The organism is Streptococcus vulneris (assembly GCF_019218685.1).
Taxonomy (GTDB): Bacteria; Bacillota; Bacilli; order Lactobacillales; family Streptococcaceae; genus Streptococcus; species Streptococcus vulneris.
In genome coordinates this window covers 1-14,070 of sequence record NZ_JAHUZC010000001.1, presented here as the reverse complement: position 1 = coordinate 14,070, position 14,070 = coordinate 1, and the positions used below count along the sequence as shown (strand labels likewise).

At 40.3% G+C, this 14,070-nt stretch carries 14 protein-coding genes, 1 tRNA gene and 1 riboswitch; of the genes, 5 read left to right on the top strand and 10 right to left on the bottom strand.

Annotated elements, in window-relative coordinates; translation table 11 throughout:
- From KUA57_RS00075 to KUA57_RS00060, 4 genes are read right to left on the bottom strand one after another with little or no spacing between them, the layout of a single operon-like run.
- On the bottom strand, positions 1-603 hold the full coding sequence (locus KUA57_RS00075) for an L-threonylcarbamoyladenylate synthase (protein ID WP_049552050.1): 603 nt from the start codon (positions 601-603) through the stop codon (positions 1-3).
- Entirely contained in the window at positions 587-1,423 is an 837-nt protein-coding gene (prmC, locus tag KUA57_RS00070; protein ID WP_049552051.1) for a peptide chain release factor N(5)-glutamine methyltransferase, read from the bottom strand. Before prmC ends, KUA57_RS00075 begins: the two co-directional genes overlap by 17 nt.
- A complete protein-coding gene (gene prfA, locus KUA57_RS00065) occupies positions 1,423-2,502 on the bottom strand; it encodes a peptide chain release factor 1 (protein WP_001028819.1) in 1,080 nt (359 codons plus the stop codon). Before prfA ends, prmC begins: the two co-directional genes overlap by 1 nt.
- Positions 2,499-3,089, bottom strand: coding sequence for a thymidine kinase (locus KUA57_RS00060; protein WP_218493431.1), 591 nt, complete (start codon positions 3,087-3,089; stop codon positions 2,499-2,501). The genes prfA and KUA57_RS00060 overlap by 4 nt, the downstream gene beginning before the upstream one ends.
- 123 nt (positions 3,090-3,212) lie before the next feature.
- Between KUA57_RS00060 and KUA57_RS00055 the strand changes: the two genes are divergently transcribed.
- Complete coding sequence (locus KUA57_RS00055) at positions 3,213-3,395, top strand: 4-oxalocrotonate tautomerase (protein ID WP_125417130.1); 183 nt, start codon at positions 3,213-3,215, stop codon at positions 3,393-3,395.
- 137 nt (positions 3,396-3,532) lie between these two features.
- Positions 3,533-4,906 (top strand): tRNA uridine-5-carboxymethylaminomethyl(34) synthesis GTPase MnmE, encoded by a 1,374-nt coding sequence (mnmE, locus tag KUA57_RS00050; RefSeq protein WP_218493430.1) that lies wholly within the window; start codon positions 3,533-3,535, stop codon positions 4,904-4,906.
- A gap of 45 nt (positions 4,907-4,951) precedes the next feature.
- On the opposite strand, the gene dapA is transcribed toward mnmE, so the two are convergent.
- The 4 genes from dapA to KUA57_RS00030 form a co-directional block, all read right to left on the bottom strand.
- Complete coding sequence (dapA, locus tag KUA57_RS00045; RefSeq protein WP_218493429.1) at positions 4,952-5,887, bottom strand: 4-hydroxy-tetrahydrodipicolinate synthase; 936 nt, start codon at positions 5,885-5,887, stop codon at positions 4,952-4,954.
- Positions 5,888-5,942: 55 nt separating this feature from the next.
- Positions 5,943-7,019: an aspartate-semialdehyde dehydrogenase gene (locus KUA57_RS00040; RefSeq protein WP_000542464.1), complete on the bottom strand. Its 1,077-nt coding sequence runs from the start codon at positions 7,017-7,019 to the stop codon at positions 5,943-5,945.
- 380 nt (positions 7,020-7,399) lie between these two features.
- Positions 7,400-7,472 (bottom strand) — tRNA-Thr (locus KUA57_RS00035).
- A 99-nt stretch (positions 7,473-7,571) separates the two neighbouring features.
- The gene (locus tag KUA57_RS00030) at positions 7,572-8,081 is read right to left on the bottom strand and encodes a QueT transporter family protein (protein WP_049500058.1); all 510 of its coding nucleotides are present in this window, start codon (positions 8,079-8,081) and stop codon (positions 7,572-7,574) included.
- Positions 8,079-8,175: riboswitch (PreQ1 riboswitch) on the bottom strand. (Overlaps the previous gene by 3 nt.)
- A 28-nt stretch (positions 8,176-8,203) precedes the next feature.
- Here KUA57_RS00030 and KUA57_RS00025 point away from each other — a divergent pair.
- Positions 8,204-8,635: a GtrA family protein gene (locus tag KUA57_RS00025; protein ID WP_049487145.1), complete on the top strand. Its 432-nt coding sequence runs from the start codon at positions 8,204-8,206 to the stop codon at positions 8,633-8,635.
- 85 nt (positions 8,636-8,720) lie between these two features.
- Positions 8,721-9,101: a large conductance mechanosensitive channel protein MscL gene (mscL, locus tag KUA57_RS00020; RefSeq protein ID WP_000910205.1), complete on the top strand. Its 381-nt coding sequence runs from the start codon at positions 8,721-8,723 to the stop codon at positions 9,099-9,101.
- Positions 9,102-9,142: 41 nt separating this feature from the next.
- On the opposite strand, the gene hemH is transcribed toward mscL, so the two are convergent.
- Complete coding sequence (hemH, locus tag KUA57_RS00015) at positions 9,143-10,237, bottom strand: ferrochelatase (protein ID WP_218493428.1); 1,095 nt, start codon at positions 10,235-10,237, stop codon at positions 9,143-9,145.
- 153 nt (positions 10,238-10,390) lie between these two features.
- Here hemH and pepT point away from each other — a divergent pair, with 153 nt between their 5' ends.
- Positions 10,391-11,614: a peptidase T gene (pepT, locus tag KUA57_RS00010; protein WP_218493427.1), complete on the top strand. Its 1,224-nt coding sequence runs from the start codon at positions 10,391-10,393 to the stop codon at positions 11,612-11,614.
- 35 nt (positions 11,615-11,649) lie between these two features.
- Here pepT and KUA57_RS00005 read toward each other — a convergent pair.
- Positions 11,650-14,070 (bottom strand): pneumococcal-type histidine triad protein (locus tag KUA57_RS00005; protein WP_218493426.1); only part of this gene is annotated, 2,421 nt, incomplete at its 5' end.

Here is a 14,070-nt window from a genome sequence, read left to right as displayed (position 1 = left end):
TCATTCCTCCTCAAAAGAAATCTCTGGCAACTGTGCAAGAATATCTTCTCGCTTAATCGCCCCTTGGCGTAAGATTTTCACCTTGTCTCCAGACAAATCCAAAATTGTCGAATCCTGTCCAGTTAGCAAATCATCGTCTTCTAGCCCCAAAACCTCTTGGTCAAAATCTTTCAGAATTTGATCAAAGGTCACACCACTTGCCTGACCTGAAATATTGGCAGACGGTCCAATCAAGGGACCTGTCTCACGAATCAAATCCAGTGTAATGGGGTGACTGGGCATCCGAAATCCCACCGTTGCAAGACCAGAATTAACCCAATAGGGAACTCGGTCATTAGCTTCGAGAATAATGGTCAAGGGACCTGGTAAAAAGGTCTCTACAAGTTTTTGTAGATAAGTTGGCTGATTCTTTGAAAAGTACAAGATATCCTCTAAAGAGGCAACATTGAGATTAAGTGCCTTGTCTCTAGGGCGACGTTTGAGTTGGTAAACATGGTCAACTGCTTTTTCGTCTAAAGCCTTGGCAAAGAGACCGTAAACCGTTTCTGTAGGCAGAACGACAGCTCCACCATTTTCTAACTCTTGTCTAATCCTGTCCATCATCAACTACAACCATCCTATCTTGACCAAATTGGTCCTTGAGTGTTCGTACTCGCTTTTCAGGAAGATATTTCCTAAAAAGTTCAGGAACACTTTGACCTTGCTTGTATCCAATTTCAAGGTAAATCTTACCACCATCTGTGAGATAGTCTTTTGCATCTTCCGCAATTCTACGGTAAATAGCTAGGCCATCCTCATCTGCAAAGAGAGCAAGATGAGGTTCCGAATACAAAACATTCAAGCCTACCTCCGACTCATCTTCACGAGAGATATAGGGTGGATTGGAAACAATTATATCATATTTTTCAGAAATTTCTGTAAAACAGTCAGATTTTTTTAAAAATATTTGAAGATTTTGATTTTTAGCATTTTCGCTGGCTACATCTAAAGCATCTTGGGAAATATCTGCTGCTGTTACTGACCAATTTGGTCTGTTTTTTGCTAGGGCAAGAGCGATAGCTCCACTACCTGTTCCAATATCTAGAACTGATAGATTCGTCTCAGGATTTTCAGCTAGGATAAGCTCCACCAACTCCTCTGTCTCTGGACGAGGAATCAAAACCCGCTCATCAACTTTTAACTGCATTCCATAAAAATCTGCCTGTCCAATGATATACTGAGCTGGCTTATGAGCTACTAACTGTTGGAAAATTCCTTTTACAAATACTTCTTCCTCTTCCGTCACTTCCTGCTGAAGAGCAAAGACAAAGTCAGTAAAAGATAGATTTTTCAGGCTACGATAGACAAAAGAGAGGCTTTCAGCTTCCTCTCCTTGTCTTATCAACTCTTCTTCAAAATCTGAAAAAAATTGAGCTAATTTCATTATTTGTTTAATTCTTCTAATTTTTGTGTTTGGTCATAAAGAACCAAAGCATCCACAACTTCATCCAATTTACCAGACAAAATGGTATCTAGTTTTTGGAGAGTCAAGCCGATACGGTGATCTGTGACACGGTTTTGTGGGAAGTTATAAGTACGAATCCGTTCTGAACGATCCCCAGTACCGATGGTCGACTTACGTTCAGCGTCTTGTTCATCCTGAGCAATTTGTGCAAAGTGGTCAGCAACACGCGCACGGATAATCTTCATAGCCTTCTCACGGTTCTTCTGCTGGGTACGTTCTTCCTGCATCTCAACCTTGATATTGGTTGGCAAGTGAACGATACGAACGGCAGTCGCAACCTTATTGACGTTCTGTCCACCAGCACCTGATGCGTGGTAAATGTCAACACGAAGGTCTTTTGGATCAATATCGTATTCTACTTCTTCCACTTCAGGCATGACAAGAACTGTCGCTGTCGAGGTATGAACACGGCCTTGGCTTTCTGTCACAGGGACACGTTGCACACGGTGAGCACCAGACTCATACTTGAGTTTAGAATAAACTGACTGACCAGAAACCATGGCAACCACTTCTTTGAAACCACCTACGCCGTTCATTGAGGCTTCCATGACTTCAAAGCGCCAGCCTTGGGCTTCCGCATACTTTTGGTACATGGTTAGCAAATCTCCAGCAAAGAGAGCTGCTTCATCTCCACCAGCTGCTCCACGGATTTCAAGGATGATATTCTTGTCATCGTTTGGATCCTTTGGAAGGAGCAAGATTTTTAGTTTTTCTTCGTATTCTTCTTTTTCAGCCTTGGCATCTTTGAGCTCTTGCTTAGCCATTTCTTCCAAGTCCGCATCTCCGCTTGATTCCTTAATCATCTCTTCAGCATCAACGATGTTTTGAAGGACTTGCTTATACTCACGGTAGGCTGTTACTGTGTCACGAGTTGAAGCTTCTTCTTTTGAAAGCTCCATAAAACGTTTGGTGTCAGAGACCACATCCGGGTCACTAAGCAACTCTCCTAATTCTTCATAACGGTCTTCTACAGCTTGTAGTTGATCATAGATGTTCATTTTTCTTCATTCTCCTTATTGATTTCAGGGGCAAAATAATGTTTACGGCAAACCGAGATGTAGGTTTCATTGCCACCAATCTGGATCTGTTTTCCATCATAAACGGGCAATCCATCCTGAGTGCGCAACACCATGGTCGCCTTTTTCTTACAATACTGACAGATGGTCTTGATCTCATCGATTTTATCTGCTAAAAGCAACAGATATTTGGAACCTTCGAATAGTTCATTTCGAAAATCATTTTTCAAACCAAAAGCCATGACGGGTATGTCTAACTCATCGACAACACGAGCTAGGTCGTAAACATGGTGACGCTTGAGAAACTGGGCCTCATCAACTAGCACACAGTAAGGTTTTTCAGATAAATCTCGGATATAACCAAAGATATCTATCGTTTCCTCAATCGCAAGGGCAGGGCGTTTCATACCAATTCGACTCGATACATAGCCAACACCGTCACGCGTATCCAGAGCCGAGGTCATAATGACAACACCTTTTCCTTGCTCCTCATAGTTATAGGCCACCTTGAGAATCTCAATCGTCTTACCAGAGTTCATGGTCCCATAACGATAATACAACTGTGCCATGTTTCTTGCTTCACGTCCATTTCTAAATTTTTGCTACATTCTAGTATATCATAATTTTCTTAAGCTTTAAACGGCAAAATGTGGTAAAATAGAAGAAATCAAAAACTAGTGGAGGAAGCTATTATGCCATTTGTACGCATCGATTTATTTGAAGGACGCACGCTCGAGCAAAAGAAGACTCTTGCTAAGGAAGTAACAGAAGCTGTCGTTCGCAACACTGGAGCACCTCAATCTGCTGTCCATGTCATCATCAACGACATGCCAGAAGGAACTTACTTCCCTCAAGGTGAAATGCGCACCAAATAATTTAGCTTAAGCAGAATTGCTTAGGCTTTTTCAATCTCCAAGTAGCATCCATTGAAGAAATAGTCCAAATTTGTTACAATTTGAAAAGAGACTTGGAAAAATTTCCAAGAAAAGAGCTATTTATTAAAGGAAACATTATGATTACACGTGAATTTGATACCATCGCTGCTATATCTACTCCACTAGGTGAAGGAGCTATCGGTATTGTCCGCCTGAGCGGTACAGAAAGTTTTGCTATTGCACAAAAGATTTTTAAAGGAAAAGACTTGAGTCAGGTTGCTAGCCATACCCTTAACTACGGTCACATCGTTGACCCTCAGACAGGAAAAGTCATGGACGAGGTTATGGTTGGAGCTATGAAGTCTCCAAAGACCTTCACTCGTGAGGATATTATCGAGATTAACACTCACGGTGGGATTGCGGTGACCAATGAGATTCTCCAGCTAGCTATCCGTGAAGGAGCTCGGCTGGCAGAACCTGGTGAATTTACCAAACGTGCTTTTTTAAACGGTCGCGTAGATTTGACACAGGCCGAGGCAGTGATGGATATCATCCGCGCCAAGACAGACAAGGCCATGAACATTGCGGTCAAACAACTTGATGGTTCCCTTTCTGATCTTATCAATAATACCCGTCAAGAAATCCTCAATACACTTGCCCAAGTCGAGGTCAATATTGATTATCCTGAGTACGACGATGTTGAGGAAGCCACTACTGCTGTTGTCCGTGAGAAGACTATGGAATTTGAGCAATTGCTAACTAATCTCCTTAGGACAGCCCGTCGCGGCAAAATCCTCCGTGAGGGAATTTCAACAGCTATCATCGGACGCCCCAACGTTGGGAAATCAAGCCTTCTCAACAACCTCTTGCGTGAGGACAAGGCTATCGTCACAGATATTGCTGGTACGACACGTGATGTCATTGAAGAATACGTCAACATCAACGGTGTTCCCCTAAAATTGATTGACACAGCTGGTATTCGTGAAACGGATGATATCGTCGAACAAATTGGAGTTGAGCGTTCGAAAAAAGCCCTTAAGGAAGCCGACTTAGTTCTACTAGTGCTAAATGCCAGTGAACCACTGACTGCCCAAGACCGACAACTTCTTGAGATTAGCCAAGATACAAACCGTATTATTCTTCTTAATAAAACCGACCTGCCTGAAGCGATTGAAACTTCGGAACTACCTGAAGACGTCATCCGCATTTCAGTCCTTAAAAACCAAAACATTGATAAGATCGAAGAGCGTATTAACAATCTCTTCTTTGAAAATGCTGGTTTGGTTGAGCAAGACGCAACCTACCTATCAAACGCACGTCACATTTCCCTAATTGAAAAGGCTGTTGAGAGCCTTCAAGCTGTTAATGAAGGTCTTGAACTGGGGATGCCAGTTGACTTGCTTCAAGTTGACTTGACCCGTACTTGGGAAATTCTCGGAGAAATCACTGGAGATGCTGCTCCTGATGAACTCATTACCCAACTCTTTAGCCAATTCTGTTTAGGAAAATAGAAAAATCCATGATCGTTGTTGCGGTCATGGATTTTATTGTCTTTATTAGTAATCTGGTCTTAAGACCCCTGTTACAGTTGCCTTAGTCGCTTCGTAGTCGCCATCTACGACAACCTTGATAATGCGTTTGGCATCTTCTTCTGGTGCTGGAACAAGAGGTAAACGAGTTGGTCCAGCTTCAAATCCCATATAGTTAAGAACGGCCTTAACTGGAGCAGGACTTGGATAAGAGAAGAGAGCATTAACTTTAGGAATGAACTTGCGTTGAATAGCTGCAGCTGTCTTCATATCACTTTCTGCAATGGCAGTAAACATCTCGTGCATTTCATCCCCATTTGTATGAGAGGCAACAGAAATAACCCCGTCCGCACCAAGGTTCATGGCATGGAAAGCATCGCCATCCTCACCTGTATAAATCAAGAACTCCTCTGGCTTGTGCTCAATCAAGTAAGCCATATTAGCCAAGCTAGTACATTCTTTGACACCGATAATATTTGGATGGTCAGCCAAGCGAAGCATAGTTTCTGGAGTTAATTCGACAACCACACGACCTGGAATATTATAGATAATAATAGGTAAGTCAGAAGCATCCGCAATGGCCTTAAAGTGCTGATACATTCCTTCTTGAGAAGGTTTGTTGTAGTAAGGAACAATAGCAAGCCCAGCTGCAAAACCACCAAATTCTGCTACTTCTTTGACAAACTCGATAGAGTCACGCGTATCATTGGTACCCACACCCGCAATCAAAGGAACGCGTCCATTGACAATCTTTTGTACAGCCGCAAAGAGTTCCAACTCCTCATCGTGGGTTAAAGTTGGACTCTCAGCAGTGGTCCCTGCGAGAAGAATTCCGTCTGTATGATGTGTCAATAAATGCTCAATCAAGGCTGGAATGGCATCAAAGTTAATGGAACCATCCTCGTGAAAGGGGGTAATAAAGGCTGTGATGATTTTACACTCTTTTAAATCTTGATAAGACATGGAAACACCTCTCTATTTCAAAGAAGGAGTTCATCTGAACTCCTAAATTATATGACTATTTTAATTCAAATTTCAATTCAGCTGTTGGACGAACCAAGCCACGTTCATGAAGGGTTTCAGCAATCTGAACTGAGTTCCAAGCAGCACCTTTGAGCAGGTTATCAGAAACAACCCACATGTGGATTCCTTTTTCTGCATCCAAGTCTTTACGGATACGACCAACAAAGGTATCACGAGAACCCACTGCATTAATGGCTTGAGGATAAATTTGATGAGCCACATCATCTTCAAGAACAGCACCTGGGAAGGCTGCGATAGCTGCTTTTACTTCTTCAATTGGAGCAACTTCTTTTGTTTCGATGTAAACAGACTCAGAGTGAGCTGACAAGACTGGAATACGCACACATGTTGCAGATACTGCAATGCTATCATCTTCCATAATTTTCTTAGTTTCCTTAGTCATCTTCATCTCTTCGTAAGTATAATCATTATCAGTGAAGACATCAATTTGTGGAAGAGCATTGAAGGCGATAGGATAGTGTTTCTTGTCACCACCTGAAGGCAAGATTTCCGCATGCAAATCACGTGGGGTTACACCATCATTCAAGACTTCACGAAGTTCACGTTGCGTCTCAAGAATTGCTCCCATACCAGCACCTGAAACTGCTTGGTAAGTTGAAACAATGATACGGTCCAAGCCCCATTTTTGGCGAACTGGCTCAAGAGCCACCATCATTTGGATTGTTGAACAGTTAGGGCAGGCAATAATACCGTTGTGAGCATCAAGTGCGTGAGCATTGACCTCTGGTACCACCAAAGGAACGTCTGGATTTTGACGGAAATAAGATGTATTATCTACTACTACCGCTCCAGCTTTAACTGCGTATGGTGCATATTTAGCTGATGTAGAACCACCTGCTGAAAAGAGAGCAATATCAACTCCTTCAAAAGCTGTTTCAGTCGTTTCTTCAATCGTAATATCTTGATCTTTAAATTTCAAAGTCTTGCCCGCTGAACGTGCAGAAGCAAGTAAACGAATTTTATCGATTGGAAGTGTTGATTCTTCCAACATTTTTATCATCTGAGCTCCGACAGCACCTGTCGCGCCGACTACAGCAACTGTATATCCCATAAATAACCTCTTTTGGAATTTTCTAAAAATTTCTATAATAGATGTATTATACTACTTTTTCCATGAATTGCAAAGCTTTTTCATCATTTTTTAGAAAATAAAAATCCCCAGTCGCTAGACTAGGGACTAAGAGGCATCTTCATGTGATGAGCAGGTTCACACAACTCATCAAGGTCCGCTCCTGCGTTATGACCTCCTTATGCTCAATAGTAGTCCGAAGACTACCTATCGACTCATCGCGTCTATTATATTACTAGAAATAAGTGGTTTTGTCAATAAGAAATCTTTGCAGGATGACTTTTATTATACAAAAGTCAGAATTTTTTCTCGCGAGCATAAGAAAAAAACTCTTGTGCTCAAGAGTTTCCCTGTAAATATCATGCTAATTGCCGGGATTGAACCGGCGACCTCATCCTTACCATGGATGCGCTCTGCCAACTGAGCTAAATCAGCTTACTTAAAAAGTATACTATAGTTAGAAAATCTTGTCAAGTTTCCCTAGAAATTTTCCATAAGAAAAAGCCAGGTAAGAGCTACCTAGCTTATCTAATTCTATTTGCTTAAATCGATTCGACGACCAATTTTACCGATAATAATCGCTCCAATAATCAATGAGGCAAATTCACCAATCCCTGTTGTAAACCAAGTAAGGAAAAATGGTAATTGCGCTACGATATTCAACTCGGCAGCGATAGTAAACATAGAAATTGAAAAGAGGATTGAGAAGAAGAAATGATCTTTTCGAATCAAACCGTTAAAAAGATAATCCTTGCTGTATTTTGCAAAAAGCCAAACACCTAGACTGAGGAATACTAAGGTTGATCCACCACCAACAAAGACATCTAGCGGTCCGAAGCTAAAGAAATTAGCAATCATACAACCGATAGTAACTGCGATGATGTACTTAGGATTGTAAAAAGCCATAAAGTTCATCATTTCTGAAATACGAAACTGATAAGCACCATAGCTGATGGCATTTAGGGGTGGTGTGACAGTTAAAACGACATAGATAGCAGCAACGATTGCAATATCTGCTACATCACGAATGGTTAATTTTTTCATCTTTTCTCCTTTGGCGGTTTCCCGCGTATAATATGCTTGGTGAAAGAAGCTAAGCACCAAGGGTTGCTTGAATCAACCTTACTAGTATAGCACAATAGCCTGCTTTATGCTATACTAAAAGCATGAAAAAACGCATTCAAAGTCTCTTCGTGAATGAGCTCTTAGCCTATCTTTTTTTTGGTATAGCTACTACTCTTGTCTCCATTCTATCTAGATTAGTCATTTATCAACTAACTCATAGAGAACTCCTTGCTACTGGACTAGCAAATAGTATCGGTATCCTATTTGCATTTATTACAAATGATAGGCTTGTCTTTAAGCAAGCTAGAGATAATTGGTCAATTCGTTTAGTAAAATTTACTATAGCACGTCTTTCTACTTTTCTTTTAGACTTGTTTTTAGCTTTTCTCTTTGTAACTCAGTTTCCTAATATTATCGGGCAATTTGTAAATTATAATATTAATAAGGTGAATAGTATTGAAACAGTTATTGCACAATTCTTAATAATTATCCTCAATTACATTTTTAGTAAGGTATTTATTTTTAAAAAATAAGAAAAATTTTAAACATATAGCTTGCAAGAACTTCTTAATTAATATATAATTAAGTGTAAAAATTTTTTGAAAGGAAATTATGAAAATGTTAAAAGATCTTAAAGCATTCTTGCTTCGTGGTAATGTTGTTGACCTTGCTGTCGGTGTGATCATTGCCACTGCTTTTGGTGCAATCGTTACATCACTTGTTAACGATATCATCACTCCACTTATTTTGAATCCAGCCTTGGAAGCTGCGAAAGTACAAAACATCGCTGAGCTTGCTTGGAATGGTGTTACATATGGTAAATTCTTGAGCGCTGTTATCAACTTCCTAGTTATCGGTACTGTTCTCTTCTTCGTTATCAAAGGTATTGAAAAAGCTCAAAGCCTTACTAAGAAGGAAGAAGCTGCTGAGGAAGCTCCAGCTGGTCCAACTGAGTTGGAAGTACTTCAAGAAATCAAAGCCCTTCTTGAAAAAAAATAATCGATTAAAAGGATCTAGCGCAAAGCTAAATCCTTTTTTCTTTACTCTTTCGGTAACTTGCCTGCTTTCTCAAGCATTTTTTTGATAAGATATGGCATCTTAACATTTTCCCGACCTTTTTTCTCAATCAGTTTTTTCACAAATTCTGGCATTTGTAAATCTTCAGATTCAGCCAAAATATTTTTAGTCTCATCTGAAGGAACTAGCTCATCAAAGGTTTCTTCTTCTGGGAGAAATTCCTTAAATTCTTGAAGTTCATTAGCTCTGACTGTATTAACCAAGGCATCAATCAAGCGAGAATCTGTATTTGGCATTGGTGGACGATGATAGTTCACCCCCAATTCCTGACACAAGTCATAACATTCCACATCATTGTCAAACAAGACCTCAATGTGCTCACTGATAAAACTGATAGGAACAAAAATATAATGGTCTGGATGTTCTTTTTGTTCTCTAAGATATTCCAAAACATCTGGCTTAATCCATGGAATCCCGATATCACTCTCACTTTGCCAAGTGTTTGTATATTGCTCGGAACTCAAACCCAGCTTTTCAGCGACTAGCTTGCTATTTTCGAAAATTTGGTCGATATAGGGGTCACCAAAATCCAAGGCAAAAATGGGCACACTATGGGCTGAAAAGATGACTTTAAAGCTATCCTGCTTTACTTCTTCTTTTAAAATCTTAGCAATTTCATCTGCCCAATAGTTTAAGAGCGCTTCTTCTTGATACCAGTCCTTAATGACCAAAAATTGAATTTGCTTGCTTTCTAAAAATTTCTCATAACCCATGACAGAGTAAAAAGAATAATGAGGCTCCAAAATCAAGCAAATACACTGTTCAATGCCGTCTGCTTCCATCTGACCAATCACATCTGGAATAAAGGGTCTAGAAAACTTATTAGCAAAATAAACACTGTATTCATTACCCAGCCTGCCTTCTACCAAGGCAACCTCTTCTCGAGTAATTTTTTGCAGAGGCGTCCCTCCAATTAGTACATAATTATCATAGAGAGTTTGAATCTCGTGGTCTTGAGGTCTCACTCCACGACGAATATTTGTGAAAAAATCAGCCACACCTTCAAAGGTAATCTCTTCTGGCGAACCGAAAGTCATCATTAAAATTGCTTTTTTCATAATCGCTTCCTTGTGATATTTTTATCAAGTTTATTTTATCATTTATCCATTAATAAGTAAACGCCAACATAGCGAATTTCTCTAACTTCTGTCTTTTGTTTTTCTTTTCTTTCTATGATACAATGGAAAAAATGAATTCAAAAGGAGTTTTTTATGACTTACCCCAATCTCTTGGACCGTTTCTTAACCTATGTTAAGGTCAACACGCGCTCTGATGAACACTCTACTACTACTCCAAGTACACAGAGTCAGGTTGACTTCGCAACCAATGTTCTTATTCCTGAAATGAAACGTGTTGGATTACAAAATGTTTATTATCTACCAAATGGTTTTGCAATTGGGACCTTACCAGCCAATGATCCATCATTAACACGTAAAATTGGCTTTATCTCCCACATGGATACTGCTGACTTTAATGCCGAAGGAGTCAATCCACAGGTAATTGAAAACTACGATGGTGGTGTGATTGAACTAGGAAATTCTGGTTTCAAACTCGATCCAGCTGACTTTAAGAGTCTTGAGAAATATCCAGGACAAACGCTCATCACAACAGATGGAACAACATTACTAGGTGCTGATGACAAGTCAGGGATTGCTGAAATTATGACTGCTATTGAATATCTGACTGCCCATCCTGAAATCAAGCACTGTGAGATTCGTGTTGGTTTTGGTCCAGATGAAGAAATCGGTGTTGGTGCTAATAAATTTGATGCAGAAGATTTTGATGTTGATTTTGCCTACACAGTTGATGGTGGGCCACTAGGTGAGCTTCAGTACGAGACCTTTTCAGCAGCGGGTGCTGAATTGCATTTCCAAGGACGCAATGTCCACCCTGGTACTGCCAAAGGGCAAATGGTCAACGCCCTTCAGTTAGCAATTGATTTTCATAATCAACTTCCAGAGAATGACCGACCTGAGTTAACAGAAGGTTACCAAGGCTTCTACCATCTAATGGATGTGACAGGTAGTGTCGAGGAGGCACGTGCAAGCTACATCATTCGTGATTTTGAAAAAGATGCCTTTGAAGCTCGTAAAGCAACAATGCAGTCTATCACTGATAAGATGAATCAAGAACTTGGTAGCGACCGTGTCACCCTAAACTTGACAGACCAGTACTACAATATGAAAGAAGTCATTGAAAAAGATATGACTCCAATTACCATTGCCAAAGCAGTTATGGAAGATTTAGGTATCACTCCTATAATCGAACCAATCCGTGGAGGGACAGACGGCTCTAAAATCTCCTTTATGGGAATCCCAACTCCCAATATCTTTGCAGGAGGAGAAAATATGCATGGACGTTTTGAATACGTCAGCCTTCAGACTATGGAACGTGCAGTTGATACCATCATTGGTATCGTAGCTTATAAAGACTAAAAAGACGAGGTAGCTTAGCTACTTCGCCTTTCTTTTTATTCTGCTGGTTTTTCTTGATTTCCAGTACTTGTTGTAGATTCTGTTGTTTCCTTTTCTGAAGATGATTCAGCAGGTTTAGAATCTGTTGTGTTGCTTGGTTTGTTTTCGTCGCTTGCAGTTTCACTATTTGATTCTGCAGTTGCTAATGTTTCAGTTTCGGTACTTGTCTTGTCACCATTTGCCTCAGCATTTGTTGCTGGAGTTGCTTCTTCACTCGCACTTGATTTTGACTTGATTTCTTGATTCAAGACTAGGATAGCTTTTGTCAATTCAAGTAAAGCGGCTTTATCCTTACTCTTAGCAGAAAGTTGATCTAGTAATGCATCCACCTTATCAAAGTCGGCATCAGAACCCTTATTGTTTTCTAAGTATGCGTGAAGCGACATAAGAATATCGTAGAGTTTTTGATAAAGTACAAGTGTCTGAGGATCTTGCTCTGCATTTTCCTTCTCTTGTTGAAGGGCGCTAGCGATACGAGTCAAGACATCTTTTACCTGGCTGTTTACTTCATCCAAGTCTGCATCAACCTTGTTTGTAGCAGCTTTGAGATTTTCTACTTCTTCTGCCAAGGATTGTCTGATTCCTTCTTCTTGGATTTGTTCCAAGAGTTGATGTGCCTTGCTCAAGAGGCTTTCTACCTCTTCCTTGCTAACATGATTGACATGTTCTTCAGGCATAAAGTCTCCGTACAATTCTTTCAAGAAGCCATAAATAGCTGTCTTGGCAGTTTGGTTATCTACTTTTTCAGTATCTAGAACTGTTTTCGTTGATTTCGCAGTAGTTGGTTGAGCTTTCAAAGCTTCTTCCACTTCTTGTTTTGCTTGATAGATACTTGGGAATAATCTGTTCAATTCTGCTGCCTTAAGGAAGGATTGAGATTGATACAAGGTCCAAGTCAACTGAGCCACTTTGTTTCGAAGTTCATCACTCAAACGACCGTCATTTACGTGTTCATAGAAATACTTGATGTATTCTACAGTTGTAACACCTGTTCGATCATTAAAGTCTTGAAGAGCTTGAAGTTGTGATTCAACCGCTGCTAAACCGGCCTCATCTTTAGCCAACTTAGCCTCTTGAAGTCGAACGAGAAGATCTTTCTTAGGAAGGCCATAAGAGTCTGTATCCAGGGTATTGATTTTATCAATCAAGGCCTGATATTTCTTATCTAAAGCACTTGTTTCAACTGGTTTGACACTTTCATCAATATGGATATATTGCTTATCAAAGAGATTCAGTGTCGCAAGATAACCTGCTGTAGAGTTAGTTGCCAGTTTCTTCATGTTTTCAGTAAACTGACCTAAGGCTAACTCAATCTGTCTTTGTTCGATAGGCTTGTCTTTGTAGATGCTTCTGCTATCAGCTAAAAGTTGATCTACTTTTGCCAAAACTGCCTTCTCATCAAAAGCTCCAGGTTGATAGTTGGATTGGAGAGCTGGAATTTTGTTTTTCAAAGCTACTTCATAGCCCTTAGTTTGAACCTTGATGTAGTGATTGTGGTCGCCATGAGGAATCACAAAACTACCATTTTCTACCTGCAAGCTATATGGAGACACACCATCTCGCAAAGCAGTGGTATAGAGTTCATTTAAGAAATCAAGTTCTGGATTTCCAGTTTGGAGTGGGAGTCGAACATGTTCTTTTCGAACAGCGTAGGGATGGATATGAGTCGGATCGTAGGCTTGGTCTGGATTTCCAAAGACAAAGAATCCGTTTGAAATTCTAATCGCTTCAAGTGGAACTCCGTATGTTTTAGAAATATAAGCAATCTTTTCTTCATCGCTAGCATCTCTTGAGAAAGACTCTACCGTTTTAGCAAGAGGTTTTACAGGCTCCGCATCATGATGTGTTTTCAAATGATCCTGAGCTGCCTTAATTTGCTCAGCTGTCAAATCTTTCTTGAAGAAGTAATGATTGTGGTCACCATGACTCATGACAAAGCCTTGTTCATCCTCACTGATGACACGATTAGCATCAAAACCGTGATCATGGTCTTCATCATGTTTATGGCCATGATTATCGTTATCGTGTTCATCATCATGGGCTGGTCTTGGTGTTACTGTCGTTTTACCTCTCAAATGATCCTGCGCGTCCTTGATTTGTTCTGGTGTTAGATCCTTCTTAAAGAAGTAATGATTGTGGTCACCATGAGTCATGACAAAGCCTGCCGCATCTTCACTGATAATTCGATTGACATCAAAATCATGGCCATGTTCGTCATGGTGATGACCGTGTGTATCTTCATCGTGATCTTCATGGGCTGGGCTTGGTGTTACTGGCGTTTTACTTTCCAGATGATCTCGGGCAGTCTTAATTTGCTCAGCTGTCAAATCTTTCTTAAAGAAGTAATGATTATGATCACCGTGTGACATGACAAAACCTTGCTCATCCTCACTGATGACACGATTGGCATCAAAACC

Bases quoted from the DNA above. Each gene is read 5' to 3' on its own strand.
- KUA57_RS00060 (WP_218493431.1), bottom strand. From the start codon at position 3,089: ATGGCACAGTTGTATTATCGTTATGGGACCATGAACTCTGGTAAGACG.
- mnmE (WP_218493430.1), top strand. From the start codon at position 3,533: ATGATTACACGTGAATTTGATACCATCGCTGCTATATCTACTCCACTA.
- KUA57_RS00055 (WP_125417130.1), top strand. From the start codon at position 3,213: ATGCCATTTGTACGCATCGATTTATTTGAAGGACGCACGCTCGAGCAA.
- hemH (WP_218493428.1), bottom strand. From the start codon at position 10,237: ATGAAAAAAGCAATTTTAATGATGACTTTCGGTTCGCCAGAAGAGATT.
- KUA57_RS00030 (WP_049500058.1), bottom strand. From the start codon at position 8,081: ATGAAAAAATTAACCATTCGTGATGTAGCAGATATTGCAATCGTTGCT.
- KUA57_RS00040 (WP_000542464.1), bottom strand. From the start codon at position 7,019: ATGGGATATACAGTTGCTGTAGTCGGCGCGACAGGTGCTGTCGGAGCT.
- KUA57_RS00025 (WP_049487145.1), top strand. From the start codon at position 8,204: ATGAAAAAACGCATTCAAAGTCTCTTCGTGAATGAGCTCTTAGCCTAT.
- dapA (WP_218493429.1), bottom strand. From the start codon at position 5,887: ATGTCTTATCAAGATTTAAAAGAGTGTAAAATCATCACAGCCTTTATT.
- prfA (WP_001028819.1), bottom strand. From the start codon at position 2,502: ATGAACATCTATGATCAACTACAAGCTGTAGAAGACCGTTATGAAGAA.
- prmC (WP_049552051.1), bottom strand. From the start codon at position 1,423: ATGAAATTAGCTCAATTTTTTTCAGATTTTGAAGAAGAGTTGATAAGA.
- pepT (WP_218493427.1), top strand. From the start codon at position 10,391: ATGACTTACCCCAATCTCTTGGACCGTTTCTTAACCTATGTTAAGGTC.
- KUA57_RS00075 (WP_049552050.1), bottom strand. From the start codon at position 603: ATGATGGACAGGATTAGACAAGAGTTAGAAAATGGTGGAGCTGTCGTT.
- mscL (WP_000910205.1), top strand. From the start codon at position 8,721: ATGTTAAAAGATCTTAAAGCATTCTTGCTTCGTGGTAATGTTGTTGAC.